Source organism: Neolewinella xylanilytica, assembly GCF_002934605.1.
Classification (GTDB): Bacteria; Bacteroidota; Bacteroidia; order Chitinophagales; family Saprospiraceae; genus Neolewinella; species Neolewinella xylanilytica.
The window spans coordinates 180337-194768 of record NZ_PTJC01000006.1 but is presented as its reverse complement, the minus strand read 5'-3'; the positions used below and the strand labels follow the sequence as shown (position 1 = coordinate 194768).

At 59.7% G+C, this 14432-nt stretch carries 13 protein-coding genes; 8 read left to right on the top strand and 5 right to left on the bottom strand.

What is annotated here, in order from left to right; translation table 11 throughout:
- The first annotated feature begins 51 nt into the window (after nucleotides 1-51).
- The 4 genes from CLV84_RS10105 (at nucleotide 52) to CLV84_RS10090 (ending at nucleotide 5737) form a co-directional block, all read left to right on the top strand.
- Complete coding sequence (locus tag CLV84_RS10105) at nucleotides 52-1407, top strand: lytic transglycosylase domain-containing protein (protein ID WP_104419676.1); 1356 nt, start codon at nucleotides 52-54, stop codon at nucleotides 1405-1407.
- Nucleotides 1408-1574: 167 nt separating this feature from the next.
- Complete coding sequence (locus CLV84_RS10100) at nucleotides 1575-3296, top strand: GMC oxidoreductase (RefSeq protein ID WP_104419675.1); 1722 nt, start codon at nucleotides 1575-1577, stop codon at nucleotides 3294-3296.
- Between the two features lie 4 nt (nucleotides 3297-3300).
- Nucleotides 3301-3915, top strand: a complete 615-nt coding sequence (locus CLV84_RS10095; protein ID WP_104419674.1) for a gluconate 2-dehydrogenase subunit 3 family protein — start codon at nucleotides 3301-3303, stop codon at nucleotides 3913-3915.
- A 109-nt stretch (nucleotides 3916-4024) separates the two neighbouring features.
- Nucleotides 4025-5737 (top strand): GMC oxidoreductase, encoded by a 1713-nt coding sequence (locus CLV84_RS10090; RefSeq protein ID WP_104419673.1) that lies wholly within the window; start codon nucleotides 4025-4027, stop codon nucleotides 5735-5737.
- A gap of 3 nt (nucleotides 5738-5740) precedes the next feature.
- Here CLV84_RS10090 and CLV84_RS10085 read toward each other — a convergent pair whose 3' ends face one another.
- Together CLV84_RS10085 and CLV84_RS10080 are read right to left on the bottom strand one after the other, a co-directional pair.
- On the bottom strand, nucleotides 5741-7003 hold the full coding sequence (locus CLV84_RS10085; RefSeq protein ID WP_104419672.1) for an ABC transporter permease: 1263 nt from the start codon (nucleotides 7001-7003) through the stop codon (nucleotides 5741-5743).
- 2 nt (nucleotides 7004-7005) lie between these two features.
- The gene (locus tag CLV84_RS10080; protein ID WP_104419671.1) at nucleotides 7006-7659 is read right to left on the bottom strand and encodes an ABC transporter ATP-binding protein; all 654 of its coding nucleotides are present in this window, start codon (nucleotides 7657-7659) and stop codon (nucleotides 7006-7008) included.
- A gap of 164 nt (nucleotides 7660-7823) precedes the next feature.
- On the opposite strand from CLV84_RS10080, the gene CLV84_RS10075 reads away from it, so the two are divergent.
- The 4 genes from CLV84_RS10075 (at nucleotide 7824) to hemW (ending at nucleotide 12599) form a co-directional block, all read left to right on the top strand.
- The gene (locus CLV84_RS10075; protein ID WP_104419670.1) at nucleotides 7824-8684 is read left to right on the top strand and encodes an SDR family oxidoreductase; all 861 of its coding nucleotides are present in this window, start codon (nucleotides 7824-7826) and stop codon (nucleotides 8682-8684) included.
- 26 nt (nucleotides 8685-8710) lie between these two features.
- The gene (gene tatC / locus CLV84_RS10070; RefSeq protein ID WP_104419669.1) at nucleotides 8711-9577 is read left to right on the top strand and encodes a twin-arginine translocase subunit TatC; all 867 of its coding nucleotides are present in this window, start codon (nucleotides 8711-8713) and stop codon (nucleotides 9575-9577) included.
- Nucleotides 9578-9632: 55 nt separating this feature from the next.
- A complete protein-coding gene (locus tag CLV84_RS10065) occupies nucleotides 9633-10244 on the top strand; it encodes a hypothetical protein (RefSeq protein WP_104419668.1) in 612 nt (203 codons plus the stop codon).
- Between the two features lie 1191 nt (nucleotides 10245-11435).
- The gene (gene hemW / locus CLV84_RS10060) at nucleotides 11436-12599 is read left to right on the top strand and encodes a radical SAM family heme chaperone HemW (protein WP_245911470.1); all 1164 of its coding nucleotides are present in this window, start codon (nucleotides 11436-11438) and stop codon (nucleotides 12597-12599) included.
- On the opposite strand, the gene CLV84_RS10055 is transcribed toward hemW, so the two are convergent.
- The 3 genes from CLV84_RS10055 to CLV84_RS10045 form a co-directional block, all read right to left on the bottom strand.
- Nucleotides 12596-13090 carry a hypothetical protein gene (locus CLV84_RS10055; RefSeq protein WP_104419666.1) on the bottom strand — a complete coding sequence of 165 codons (495 nt, stop codon included), beginning with the start codon at nucleotides 13088-13090 and terminating at the stop codon, nucleotides 12596-12598. The genes hemW and CLV84_RS10055 overlap by 4 nt on opposite strands.
- A gap of 137 nt (nucleotides 13091-13227) precedes the next feature.
- Nucleotides 13228-13728, bottom strand: coding sequence for a hypothetical protein (locus tag CLV84_RS10050; RefSeq protein WP_104419665.1), 501 nt, complete (start codon nucleotides 13726-13728; stop codon nucleotides 13228-13230).
- Nucleotides 13729-13805: 77 nt separating this feature from the next.
- Nucleotides 13806-14294 (bottom strand): hypothetical protein, encoded by a 489-nt coding sequence (locus CLV84_RS10045; RefSeq protein WP_104419664.1) that lies wholly within the window; start codon nucleotides 14292-14294, stop codon nucleotides 13806-13808.
- Nucleotides 14295-14432 lie beyond the last annotated feature (138 nt).

Sequence of the window (14432 nt, the reverse complement as noted above, 5' to 3'; positions counted from 1 at the left end):
TATTCTTGCTATCTTGTCCTCCTACCCCACAACTTATTTGACCTCCTGCTTTTGAAATTCGTTTACCTCCTCTTCCTTTCCAGCCTACTCAGCCTGCCCCTGGCGGCGGAAGCCCCCCTTTCGCAGGCCGAAGCCGAGCGCTATGCCCGCCAGATCATGGAACTGAGCCGGGAGGAAGTCGAACGACGGCTAAAGGAATTTGATGGCTCGCTGCTCGAATACCAGGTAGACGACGCGGTATTTCAACGCGTCGTCAACTACATCCGCAACTGGCCCATTTCCAGCGGCCGCGTACTGGGGCGTTCGGCACGCTTTTACCCGATCTTCGAGGAACAGCTGCAAGCGGCCGGCCTACCCCTGGAGTTAAAGCACCTGAGCGTGGTGGAAAGTGCCCTGCGGTCGTGGGCCGTCAGTCCGGTAGGGGCCGGCGGGCTCTGGCAGTTGATGCCGGGTACGGCCCGGGAACTCGGACTCATCGTCAACGGGGAGTTGGACGAGCGCCTCGACCCCTGGCTGGGATGCGCGGCCGGGCTCGAATACCTCCGGATGCAATACGAACGGTACGACGACTGGGCCCTGGCACTGGCCGCCTACAACTCCGGCCCCGGAAACGTCAACCGGGCCATCCGCCGCTCGGGAAGCCGGAATTACTGGACGCTCCGGCGCTATCTCCCCCGTGAAACCCGGCACTACGTTCCCAACTTTATCGCCGCGGTATTCCTGATGACCTACCACAACGACTATGGACTGGATGCCACCAAGCTGCCCCTGGACGAGCAGGTGACGGAACGGATCATCGTCGACCGTAAGCTAAGCCTCTACCGGGTGGCGCAGGTGACCGGCTTACGCCCCGAGGTCGTCATCGAAATGAATCCCCAGTACCTGCGGGGGTACTTGCCCGGGCTCCGCGGCGGGCATTCCCTGCAGTTGCCCTCCCGGGTCATGCCGGCGATGCGCACCTATCTCGAGACCCATCCCGCGAGCACTCCGGAACACGCGATCTACCTACCCTGGACCCACCCGCTTGCGGGCGATGGCGAACTGGATGGCGACCGCCACTACGTCCGGCGGGAGATTCCCGTGTGGGATGGCGATAGCACCGCCCTCCAGTTGGCCCAGCGCCACGGCCTTCCCGTGGACCGGCTGGTAGTGTGGAGCGACCGGGGACAGGCGGATTCCTTAACCGTCGGGGAGCTATTCACCTATTACGAGGTGAAAACCTACCAACCCTACGATACGCGGATCCCTAAATTCACCGAGCCGCTGGCTACCCTCGTCGCTCCGCCCATCCGGTCGGTCAGATCGCGGTCAGTCGACCTCCTTGCCGAATTGCCCGAAGCGGCATTTCCCGAAGCGCCCCGGAAGAAATGGTGGCAAGTGTTGTTCTCGTGGGTAAATCCCGCTTAAGGCTATTCACTCCGGTAGCCTTTCTCCTACGTGGGGCGCGCCCCAACCCTATAATTTATCGGTAGGTCTGTAGGTTGACCCGGAAAAGAGTGCGTGGAACACATCTATGCCGCAACATTATTGTTACTTTACCTCCCCCTTAATCGGGGAACGAACAAATCGATCATATGAAATTCAATTCGCAAGGTGACGAGGAAGTCACCTACGACGCCATTGTCGTCGGAACCGGCATCAGCGGAGGTTGGGCCGCGATGGAGCTGACGAAGAAAGGCCTCAAGACGCTGGTCCTGGAAAAGGGCAGGATGGTACAGCACGGCGACTACCCTACGGCCAACCTGGATACTTGGGACTTTGAGAACCTGGGCCGCGTTGCCGCGGAGGAAATCCAGGAGCACTACCCAAAACAAAACCGCACCGGATACACCGTATCCCAGCAAAGCAAACACTGGTTCGTAAAAGACAGCGAGCACCCCTATTCGGAGACGGAGCGCTTCGACTGGATGCGCGGTTATCACGTAGGCGGCCGCTCAATCATGTGGGGACGGCACAGTTACCGCTGGAGCGATCTCGACTTCCAGGCCAATGCCCGCGACGGAATCGCCACCCCCTGGCCCGTCGGCTACGCCGATATCGACCCCTGGTACACCTACGTGGAAACCTTCGCTGGCATTAGCGGGGAAAAACTCGGTCTATCCCAGCTTCCCGACGGAAACTTCCTCCCCATGATGCCCCTCAACTGCGTGGAAGACCAGGTGCGAAAGGGAGTTGCCGAGAACATGGGTGGCCGCGTGGTCACCGCCGGCCGGGTAGCTCACCTGACCGCCTACGACCCGAGCGTTCACCTGGGCACCCGCGGCGCCTGTCAATTCCGCAACCGCTGTATACGGGGTTGTCCTTACGGTGGTTACTTCAGCAGTGTGTCATCGACCATTCCCGTAGCACAGGAAACCGGTCTCATGACCCTGCGCCCTAACAGCTCGGTCTATAGCCTGATCTACGACAAGGAAAACAAGCGTGCCAAAGGTGTCCGCTTCCGCGATACCGAAACCGGTGAGGACCACGAAGCCTATTCCAAGGTAGTATTCCTCTGCGCTTCGGCCATTCCCAGCTCTTACATCGTCATGAATACGGAGCATGAGGAAGGCGTGACCATGGACACCAGCGGCGAACTCGGTGGTAACGTGATGGACCACCATTTCCGCGTCGGGGCCAACGGGGTTACGGATGATTTCGGCGATAAAATCGAAAAGGGCCGCAAACCGAACGGCGTCTACATTCCCCGCTACCAGAACCTGGGCGATCGGAACAGCAAAAAAGACTACTTACGCGGCTTCGGCTACCAGGGTGGTGCCGGACGCGGCGGCTGGGGCCACTTGGTCCGGGAGATGAACGTAAAGGTGGGCCCGGAGCTCAAAGACGCGCTGATCCGTCCCGGAAAGTGGAACATGGGCCTGACCGCCTTTGCCGAAACCTTGCCGGACACGAATAACCGGATGACGCTCGACCGAGACAAGCTTGATAAAGACGGCTTGCCCACCCTTAACTTCAACGCGAAGTGGGGGGAGAACGAATACGCCATGGTCGACGATATGATGAACGATGCCGCGGAGATGCTCGAAGCGGCCGGAATGAAGGACGTCAGCACCTACAACGCCCACTCTTACCCCGGCCTGGGCATCCACGAGATGGGTATGGCCCGTATGGGCAGTAGCCCCAGTAACAGCGTGGTCGATAAATACAACCGGCTCTGGGCCGCGCCCAACGTCTACATGACCGACGGCGCCTTCATGACCTCCGCCGCCTGCGTCAACCCCTCGCTGACGTACATGGCCTTTACGGCCCGGGCCGCCGATCATGCCGTCAACGAACTTAAAAAGATGAACATCTAAGAAGATGAAAAGAAGAGAATTACTGCGGTATACCGCTTACATCACCGGGATGGCCGTCAGCGGTCCCGTTGCCTCCGCCCTCTTAGCCGGCTGTAAGCGCGACGAGGCGGTGGCCGCCGGAGAGGCCGTCTACGAACCTTCCTTTTTCACGCAAGAAGAGTATGAGTTCATCTCGAAACTGGCCGACACCATGATTCCAACCACCGATACTCCGGGCGCCCTCGACGTGGGTGTACCCGAGGTGATCGACAAAATGGTGGGCCAGGTGTACGCGGAGGAATCGCGCTCGAAGTTCCGTGACGGCCTCACGGCACTCCGCGAACGCATGGATGCCGATGAAGCCGGTCCCTTCAATGGCATGGATTCGGAAAAATCACTGGTCTACCTACAGGACCAGGACCTCCACTACAAAAATCCGGATACCGACTGGGATACAATGCCGGAAGTCGATGGCTCCGCCCGGGATACCTACTTCGACCTCAAGTCGCAGATCGTCGGGGCCTGGTTCAACAGCGAACCGATCGGAACGGAGGTACTTGTCTATCTGCCCGTACCGGGGGAGTACATCCCCTGCGGCGACCTACAGGAACTGACCGGGGGTAAGGCCTGGGCTATTTAGCCCCCCGTATTGGCAATCTTATTCAAGCAAGGGGTAGCCCGACCACGCGTACGCTCTCGTTCCGAAGGTGGGGCTACCTCTTTTCATGTGTACTGCTTAGTCTCGATCTATGAAATTTAACTCCCAGGGCCGCGACGAGGTCACTTACGATGCTATTGTTATCGGTTCCGGCATCAGCGGGGGTTACGCCGCCATGGAACTCTGCAAAAAGGGCTACCGGGTACTGATGCTCGAGCGCGGACGCATGGTAGAGCACGGCGACTACCCCACCGCCAACCTGGATACCTGGGACCTGGGGATTCAGAATAAAGTCTCCCGCGAGGAAATTGTCGCCCATTACTACAAGCAGAACCGACTGAACTGGTGGGTCAACGAGGATAATAAACCCTGGATCGTCAAGGACGACGAGTACGACTACGACGAAATCCAGCGCTTCGACTGGATCCGGGGCCACCACCTCGGTGGACGGTCCATCATGTGGGGCAGGCAGTGTTACCGGTGGAGCGACCTGGACTTCGAGGCCAACCTTAAAGATGGAGTAGCCGTCGACTGGCCGATCCGTTACGCCGACATCGAACCCTGGTATTCCTACGTGGAAAAATTCGTTGGTATCCAGGGGAACAAGGACGGTCTTTCCCACCTCCCGGACGGAGAGTTCCTTCCGCCCTTCCAGCTGAACTGCGCGGAGGATCAGTTCAAGCAGGCGGTAGAGCGGACCTTCCCCGAGCGGAACGTGATCTCGGCCCGTACTGCCAACCTCACCCAGTATATCCCCGAACTGCACCACGGTACCCGCGGGCAGTGCCAGGCCCGGAATCGCTGCTGGCGCGGCTGCCCCTACGGCGGCTATTTCAGCAGCCTGTCTTCCACGATCCCCGTTGCCCAGGAAACCGGCAATCTGACCATCGTGGCCCACAGCATCGTCCATTCGCTAATCTTCGACGATGCTACCCAGCGCGTCACGGGGGTGAACGTGATCGACGCCGAAACCAAGGAAACGCGGGAGTATTTCAGTCAGGTAGTGTTCTGCAACGCCAGCACCATCGGCTCCACCGCGATTCTGCTCAACAGCAAATCCGAGCGCTTCCCGGACGGCCTCGGCAACGATAGCGGCGAGCTCGGCCACAACCTCATGGACCACCATTACGGTATGGGCGGATCGGGCGTTTTCGAGGGAATGGAGGATCAGTATTACAAAGGCAGGAAGCCCAATCGTGGCTTTTACATCCCCCGATTCCGGAACATCAACGAGGCAACCCGCCAGGACTTCCTGCGCGGCTACGGCTACCAGGGGGGCATCGATCGCGTCACGGACATGAACGCTCCACTCGGACCGGAATTCAAGAAGGCGATCAGCACCCCGGGGCCCTGGCGCTTTCAGGCGACCTGTTTCGGCGAATTGCTGCCCTACCACGATAACCGCGTATTCCTCAGCGAGGACAAAACCGACCAGTACGGCATTCCCACCCTCGTCTTCGACGCCGGACTCAAGGAAAACGAACGCAAGTTGCGCGAAGACGGCGTGAACGCCCTCGCCGAAATGATGGAGGCCGCCGGCTATAAGGATATAACGACCTACAATAGCCCGACCGCGGTGGGTGCGTGTATTCACGAGATGGGAACCGCCCGCATGGGCCGCGATCCACGCAGCAGTGTACTGAATCAGTGGAATCAGGTCCACGCCGTCCCCAACGTCTTCCTAACCGACGGTAGCTTCATGACCAGCTCCGGCACCCAAAATCCGTCGATAACGTATATGGCCATGACGGCCCGAGCGGTGGACTACCTGGACAAGGAACTGAAGAAGAACGGTACGATCTAACGCTCACCCGCTAAGGGTACGGTGTACGTCGGTGCGGGCGGCACGCAGGGCGGGGATGGTCGCGGCGAGGGCTCCTACCACGACCGCACCGATCAGCAGGTAAACCTCCCCGGGTAGGAAGATGAAGGACTGAAAATCATATCGGTAAGCCCGGGAAAAGTATCTCGCTACCAGGAGTAGCCCGAGGTGACTGGCCAGCAGCCCCAGCATGGCTCCGACCACGGCGGTGATCGTTCCTTCCAGCAGCAGCAGCCCGAACAGTTTACCCGGCCCGGCACCCAGGGTCCGAAGCAGGGCCAGTTCGCCCCGCCGACGATCCAGCGAACTATAAAGTCCGATGAAGATGCTCAGTATGCTCACCACCACCACTACGTAACCCAGCTGCCGGAGTACTTCCTCCCCCTGCCCCACTGTCGAGTACAACTCGGTCAACTGAATGCTCGGGGTAACGGCCTGCATCTCCGTATTCTCGTTGATGCTTCGCTGCATATTCAACCCGACTACGCTCGTCCCCTTGAACTTAAGCATCACGGAGGTGATCGATTCGTCGTCGTAGGCCGTCAATGGTGCGGTTACGTCGTACTCGCTTTCTTCCCCGTGGTCGTGATCGGCTCCCTCACCCTCCTCCGCGTGCTCGTGCGTATCGTGAACCGCCCACAGGCTTTCGGTCGGGGTGAGCAGCACGAGGTCGGCTACGGTTCCGGTGGGAGCCAGGATGCCCGTAACGGTAAAGGGCGCCGCGTCCCGGTGGGTCAGGTCGTCGTCCTCGACCAGGCCGTGGCTACTTTGGAAGGTATCCCCTACCCGGAGGCCCAGCTCCCGCGCTGCCGTCGCCCCGGCTACCACGTCCAGGGGCGCGGACCAAAGCTCCCCCGTCGCCACCCCGGCACCGTAAAGCTCCAGAAACTGCGGACGCGTACCGACGATCCGTCTTCCCCGGTAGCTATCGCCGAGGGAAAGGGGCACCGCCAGCTCGATGTAGGGATGCTCCGGATTTAGAAAGGGCTTGACCCCGGCCAGCGGCACGTTGCCCGTCGGCGAACTAATGTGGTACATGCTCGACATCATGAGCTGCAACGGGCTCCCCTTCGCCCCGACAACCAGGTCGATTCCCGCCAGGTTCCGGTCGAACTGCTGTTCCAGTTGCCAGCTCAGGAGCAGGATCAAACTGATCAGCCCGGCACCCAGGGCCGCCAGGATCAGGCTTAGCGCCGTGGTCCAGGGGCGGTAGATAAGGTTGCGGAGTGCTAAGCCGAATAGAGACAAGGCTAGATATTTTGCGTGGTGAGGGGCTCAATCGCTACGATCCGGGAGAAGTCGGTGCGTAGTCGGCCGTCGTGGGTGACCACCACCAGGGCGGCCCCGAGTTCGGCGGCCCGCTCCCGCAATAGCTGGCTTACCCGGTGGGCATTCGGGTCGTCCAGCGCACTGGTAGGTTCATCGGCCAGGATCAGCTTGGGCCGGTTCACTAAGGCGCGGGCGATCGTCACCCGTTGCTGCTCTCCCACGCTCAATTCCCGGGGCTTACGCTGAGCATACCGGCCGATCCCCAGGCTCTCGAGAACAGATAATAGGAAAGCCCGGTCTGGCGGCAGTCCGGCCATTTTGCGTGCCAGGGCCAGGTTCTCCGCCACGTTCAGGGCTTCTACGAAATAGGCCCGCTGCAAGACCAATCCAATATTCCTTCCCCGGAACCGGTCCAGGTCGCCGCTCCGCAAACTTCCGTAAACCGTCCCATCGAGCTCGACCCGCCCGGTCAGCGGCGACAGTATGCCCGCTAAAAGATGTAGCCAGGTCGACTTGCCCGACCCGCTAGGCCCCAACAGCAGCGCCCCCTCCCCCGCTTCCACCGAGAGATCGGGAAACGCAAACTCCGGAGCTCCGGCCCCGTACCGATACGACAGATCATGGGTAGTTAGCACGCCCCAAAAGTAAGCAACCTAAGCCACCCCACGAACCGCGAAGCCTCTCCCGACGAAGTCCTATACCGCGAACGCGAGGAGCGCTTACGTGAAGCCTCTATAGCGAGCAAAGCGAGCGCCCAAAAACCCCCCCACCCTCCCAAGCGTTACTACCCCAGTAAGCTATGCAAGACAAAACCGTACTCATCACAGGCGCCAACGACGGCATCGGCCGGGCTACCGCCGAACGGCTTGCCGAAAAAGGGTATCACCTGGTGCTGGCCTGCCGCGATGAGACGAAAGCCCAGCGTACCGCCGACGAATTGGTACGGCAGACGGGCAACGAGCTTATCGACACCATTCCTCTCGACCTGGCCGACCTGTCCAGCGTCCGGGCCGCTTCCGAATTGTTTCTGGCCGAACATCCCCGCTTGGACGTGCTGATCAACAACGCGGGCGTCTACAGTGACAAGTTGACCCTTACCCAGGATGGCTACGAACTGCAGTTCGGCGTCAACCATCTCGGGCATTTCCTGCTTACCCTCAACTTGCTTCCCGCCATGCAGTGTAGTAACCTCTGCACGCGGGTCATCAACGTTTCCAGTGCCCTGCACGCAAAGGCCGGCATCGATTTCGGCAATCTGCGCGGCGAGAGAGGGGCCCAGGCCTACGACGGCGGAAAGGCTTACGCCCAGAGCAAACTGGCCAATGTCCTCTTTACGAAAGAGCTCGATCGCCGCCACGGCACGGAGCTCACCACCAACTGCCTTCACCCGGGCGTAGTCGGCACTTCCCTGGCGAATAAGCACGGAAAACTACTGACCAAGACCATCTGGTCGCTCTACAAACCCTTCGCCCGGACTCCGAAGCGGGGCGCCGATACGAGCGTGTACCTGGCCTCCAGTCCGGAAGTCCGGGAGGTGAGCGGCCGGTATTTCAACCCTTCTCAGTGCCTCGTCAAACCCTCTCCCACCGCCTGCAACGAACAGCTGGCTGGTCGGCTATGGGACTACAGTGAAGAGGCCGTGCGGGATTATCTTCTCTAAACCTTGCTGGATAGTACCTTCGCGCCATGCCACTCGACCAACAGGACGTAGATACTTGGAAATACGACGAAGCCGGTAAACCGGTACCAGAAATGGAAAAGGAAATGTCTTTCGTGGACCACCTCGAAGAGCTGCGCTGGCATGTCATGCGGGCATTGATCGCGATCGTGGTAGCCGGCGTGGTGCTGTTCCTATTCAACGATTTTTACTTTACGTACGTACTGTACGGCCCCCTACGCCAGGATTTTATCAGCTACCGTATCTTCTGCGAGATATCGGACTTCCTGGGGACGGGGGCGGCCTTGTGTTTTCACCCGCCACAGGTGCTTGTCCAGGCCACCGAATTCGGCGAGCAGTTCATCACGGCGGTTAAAATGGCTTTCGTGGGCGGATTCGTACTCGCTTTCCCCTACGTATTTTACGAGATCTGGTCCTTCGTGCGACCGGGCCTCTACCCCGCCGAGCAACGGGCGACGCGCTGGGTCATTGTCATCTGTTCCTTTCTGTTCTTTATCGGCGTAGCCTTCGGTTTTTTCGTCGTGGCCCCTTTCGGCACGAACTTCCTTATGGGCTTCGAGGTCGGTGGCACGGTCAACCAGCCTAAGATGGCATCCGTTATCGGGTATATGGTCATGTTCACGCTCCCGGCGGCCCTCATTTTTGAACTCCCCGTACTTATCTACTTTCTGGCTAAATTCGGACTGGTGACCGCGGAAGCCATGCGGCAGTACCGCCGGCACAGCATTATCGGCATCCTGATCCTGTCCGCCGTACTGACCCCGCCCGACGTGGTCACGCAGATTTTGATCGCCGTGCCGTTGTACACCCTTTACGAAATCTCCATCTTCGTAGCCAAACGGGCGCAGCGGCAGTACGAAGCCTCCCTGCAGTAAGCATTGCGTTCCCGATAGCTATCGGAACGGGAGCAACGCAGCTAAAAATTATACTATGTTCATCATTCCACCTTATATCCGCTTCGCGCTTATCGCCGCCGGCATCATCGGCGGTACCGCCCTGTGGATTGCCTTCGGATTCTGGTACGGTTTCCCCTTCCTGCTGGCGGGCATCATCCTGCTGCTCGGATACATCTTTCTCGGCACCGTCGGTCCGGCCGCGAAAGCCGTCCAGATGCAGGACTTCAACCGTGGCGAGCAATTGCTCAACCTTACGCTCAAACCGGAATGGCTGTATAGTGCCAACCGCGCCTTCTACTACATGATGCGCGGCACCATCGCCCTGAGCCGTAAGGACCTCAACGCCGCCGAAGGCTACCTCAAGCAGGCCGACGCCATCGACGTACCCACCGCCAACGAAAAGGCCATGCTCAAGCTACAGCTAGCCCAGATCGAAGCCAACCGCCGCAACTTCGGTGCCGCCAAGAAGTACCTCAAGGCCGCCAAGGAAACCAACGTCAAGCTCCCCCAGATCACCGAACAGATCGACATGCTGGATACCGCCCTCAAGCAGTCGGGCCAAGCCAAGGCCGCCCAACGTATGGGTAAGGAAGGCCACCAGATGATGTCCCGCGGCGGCAAGCGGCGGCGGCCGAAGGGACGGTAGGGAGAAGGCTTTTTTATTCTTGATTTACGATTTAGGAATTTTGACCCGCTCCCTGGGCAGACGAGCTACCGCTCGGCGGACCAGGAAGCTAGCACTAGTCGTCTGCCCAGCGATAGCTGGTCCGCCGACGGATCGAAAAGACAGAGCCTTTCCTCCCACCCGCTCCCTGGGGAGACGAGCTACCGCTCGGCGGACCAGGGAGCTGAGGCTGGTCCGCCGACGGATCGAAAAGAAAAAGCTTCCCTGCCCAACCGAGATATCTCCTGACAGAGCCTTTCCTCCCACCCGCCCCCTGGGCAGACGAGCTACCGCTCGGCGGACCAGGAAGCTAGCACTAGTCGTCTGCCCAGCGATAGCTGGTCCACCGACGGATCGAAAAGAAAAAGCTTCCCTGCCCAACCGAGATATCTCCTGACAGAGCCTTTCCTCCCACCCGCCCCCTGGGCAGACGAGCTACCGCTCGGCGGACCAGGAAGCTAGCACTAGTCGTCTGCCCAGCGATAGCTGGTCCACCGACGGATCGAAAAGGAAAAGCTTCCCTGCCCAACCGAGATATCTCCTGACAGAGCCTCTCCTCCCACCCGCTCCCTGGGTCGACGAGCTACCGCTCGGCGGACCAGGGAGCTGAGGCTGGTCCGCCGACGGATCGAAAAGGAAAGCCCCTCCTCCCCAACCGAGATACCTCCTGACAGAGCCTTTCCTCCCACCCGCCCCCTGGGCAGACGAGCTACCGCTCGGCGGACCAGGGAGCTGAGGCTGGTCCGCCGACGGATCGAAAAGGAAAAGCTTCCCTGCCCAACCGAGATATCTCCTGACAGAGCCTTTCCTCCCACCCACCCCCTGGGCAGACGAGCTACCGCTCGGCGGACCAGGGAGCTAGCACTAGTCGTCTGCCCAGCGATAGCTGGTCCGCCGACGGATCGAAAAGAAAAAGCTTCCCTGCCCAACCGAGATACCTCCTGACAGAGAATACCCTTCCGACCCGCTCACGAGGCAGACGAGCTACCGCTCGGCGGACAAGAAGAGATACCGATTTGGCACTGTCGGTCGTCCGGAACGAGCGCAATGTTGTTAGACGGCTGGAATACCTGCGCTCCGTCGCAAAAGCCTACTTTGGTCGCCACGAGCGAAGCGAGCTACCCACCTTCCTACTTCGTACTTTATACATCAGACTTCGTACTTCTTCCCCCCGTGCTCTACCTACACATCCCCTTCTGCAAGCAGGCTTGTAGCTACTGCAACTTCCACTTCAGTACCAACCTGAAGCAGCGGGACGCGGTGGTGACGGCCATGGTGCGCGAGCTGGAAGTGCGCCGCGGGGAGCTACCAGCCGGAACGGTAGACACCATCTACTTCGGCGGGGGAACCCCTTCGATCCTGCGGCCCGACGAACTCGATCGCCTCTTCAACGCCATCCGGCGTGCGGGATACTGGGGCGGCCAGGAAGTTACGGAGATCACCCTGGAGGCCAATCCGGACGACCTGAATACCGAGACCATCGCCATGCTCGCCGACAGCCCGGTCAACCGGCTGAGTATCGGCATTCAGAGTTTCGACGAGGCGGATCTGCGCTTCATGAACCGGGCCCATGATGCCCGCGAGGCCCGTACGGCGGTGGAAAAAGTGGTGGCCGCCGGCTTCAACAACCTGAGCATCGACCTCATTTATGGCGCCCAGACCACTACGGACGCCACCTGGGCGGAAAATCTCCGCATCGCGACGCAGCTAGGTGTCAACCACATCGCCGCCTACGCGCTGACCGTCGAACCCCGCACCGCACTCGGTCATCGGGTGACCACTGGAGTGATTCCGGATACCGACGACGAAAAATTCACCCGCCACTTCGCCATGCTGATCGATCATCTCGGGGGGGCCGGCTTCGAACACTACGAAATTTCCAATTTCGCCCGCCCCGGTCACCGCAGCCGTCATAACAGCGGGTACTGGACCGGCACGCCCTACCTCGGCGTAGGTCCCGGCGCCCACAGCTTCGATGGCACGAACCGGAGACGGTGGAACGTGAGCAACAACGGCACCTACGTGCGGGCTTGGACGGATATTCAGTCAGCGACGGACTTCGAGACGGCCGGCCCGCTCCTCTTCGAAGAGGAATTGCTCACGGATCGCGACCGCTACAACGAGTACGTCATGACCGGGCTGCGCCGCACCGAGGGCATCGATCTGACCGATCTCGCCCTTCGCTTCGGCCGGGAGAAAGCCGATCACTTTGCCCGGGAAGCGGAACGTCACCTGACCGCCGGCACCCTCCACCAGGTGCCCCCGGGCGGTATCTTCCGATTGACGCGGAGCGGATTGGCGATGGCCGACGGGATCGCCGCCGATACCTTTGCCTAGCGAAACAGGATGTAGCGAACGGCGAGTGCACCGTGACCCGCACCGAAAGCCCGGATGTCATCGTCCAGTTTTCGCCCGACGAACAGCGTTGGTACCCAATCGAGCGAGAGGGTGACCGGGGCACCGTAAAAGGTGTACTGTAAGCCGAGATACCCGGACAGTCCCAGGGTCACCGAGTTTTCCACAGTGCGGTCGTAATTCCAGAACTGTAGTCCGGCCCCGCCGCCGTAGTACCATTGCAGGCCGTAAACCTGCGCGATATCGGTATGTACCTGATACGCGCCATTAATGCTGAACCAGCCGTACTCCCCGTAGTTCCGGATCCCGGCGTACACTTCGAGGGCACTGGTACGGGAAAGAAAGTTTTTATAGGAAACGGATAGCGGGGATCCCAACCGCACACCCAGGGCGGAACCGAAGTCCTGGGCCTGAGCACCGGAGGTGAAAAAACCGCAGAGAGCAAAGAAAAGCAGGCACCGAAGCGTAGTCATGAGACGGGTGGTTGATGGGCGCACGCCCGAATACGATCGGTCAGTAAGGTACGGAGTATGCGCCGACGGAACAGGCAAAGCCCTACCGTCGACGCAATTCACACCGTAGAAATATCGTAGCGGCTTCCAGCGTAATGCTAGGGGCGACCGAGAACGTAGCGCACGGCCAGGGCGCCGTAGCCCCCGCCAAAGGAATTAAATGCACCGTAGGAGGAACTACCAAAGAAGTAGGTGGGTACCCAGTCGATGCTTGCCGTCACCGGGGTGTCGGCAAAGGTGTACTGCAGGCCCAGATACCCGGACACGCTGAAGGTAGTACTGCCCGAAGCATCGAAGTCGTAGCTCCAGAACTGGGCCCCGGCGCCCCCGCCGTAGTACCACTGCAGACCTTCCAGCTCGGCAATGTCGTTGTGAACCTGATAGGCACCATTGATGCTGATCCAGTTCGCGACACCACTATAACTGCGAAAGCCGACGTAGGCCTCGAGGGCGTTCGTCTCGGTGATGAAGGTCTTGTAACTGACCGAGAAGGGATAGCCCAGCCGCACGCCCGCCGCCGACTTGAAGTCCTGAGCGGAAGCGGTATGGGAAAAAACGGCAAGGAATACAAAGAGGAGTGTAAGGCGAATGTGGTTCATAGTGTAGGTTGTGTATGTCCCTTTCATACCACCATCCGCTCCAACGTTACCAGAAGGGAGAGAAAAAATTTTGGTGGCTAAAAAAGATAGCGCACCGCCACGGCTCCCGACGACACGCTCAAATTGTGAAAGCCATCGTCCCGCTGGGTACCGAGATAGATCGTCGGCCGCCAGTCGACGCTGATGGTCAGGGGCACGTCCGGAATAAGATATTCGAGTCCCAGGTAACCGGAAAGACTCACCGTGGCCGACCCACGCTCGTAGTTGTCGTAACTCCATAACTGAACACCGGCGCCGCCACCGTAGTACCACTGTAGCCCGCGCACGTCCGGAAAGTCGCGGTGAATCTGGTAGGCCCCGTTCAGACTGAAGGCCCGATAACGTCGCCATCCCCGCCAGCCGGCGTACAATTCGACGGCATCGGTGTAATTGATGAATTTTTTATAACTGACGGACAGCGGGTAGCCGAACCGCAAGCCAACCGCACGATCGTACTGCTGGGCGTGGGTAACCGCGGTGATGGAAAAGAAAAGGCCAATAATCAAATAGCAGCGTGTCAAATTCATAGAATCGTACCAATGATGAGCAGTCTATAAAGCAATAGTGCCAAACTTATTGCCAGGCCGATACTCAAAATTGTCGCCCACATCACGACCCGCCGGCTGGCCCTTACTTCGCGTTGGTATTGCTCTTGGTATACGCTG

Coding starts and splice junctions, on each gene's coding strand:
- CLV84_RS10100 (WP_104419675.1), top strand. CDS start 1,575: ATGAAATTCAATTCGCAAGGTGACGAGGAAGTCACCTACGACGCCATT.
- CLV84_RS10095 (WP_104419674.1), top strand. CDS start 3,301: ATGAAAAGAAGAGAATTACTGCGGTATACCGCTTACATCACCGGGATG.
- CLV84_RS10090 (WP_104419673.1), top strand. CDS start 4,025: ATGAAATTTAACTCCCAGGGCCGCGACGAGGTCACTTACGATGCTATT.
- CLV84_RS10075 (WP_104419670.1), top strand. CDS start 7,824: ATGCAAGACAAAACCGTACTCATCACAGGCGCCAACGACGGCATCGGC.
- tatC (WP_104419669.1), top strand. CDS start 8,711: ATGCCACTCGACCAACAGGACGTAGATACTTGGAAATACGACGAAGCC.
- CLV84_RS10065 (WP_104419668.1), top strand. CDS start 9,633: ATGTTCATCATTCCACCTTATATCCGCTTCGCGCTTATCGCCGCCGGC.
- CLV84_RS10055 (WP_104419666.1), bottom strand. CDS start 13,090: ATGACTACGCTTCGGTGCCTGCTTTTCTTTGCTCTCTGCGGTTTTTTC.
- CLV84_RS10050 (WP_104419665.1), bottom strand. CDS start 13,728: ATGAACCACATTCGCCTTACACTCCTCTTTGTATTCCTTGCCGTTTTT.
- CLV84_RS10045 (WP_104419664.1), bottom strand. CDS start 14,294: ATGAATTTGACACGCTGCTATTTGATTATTGGCCTTTTCTTTTCCATC.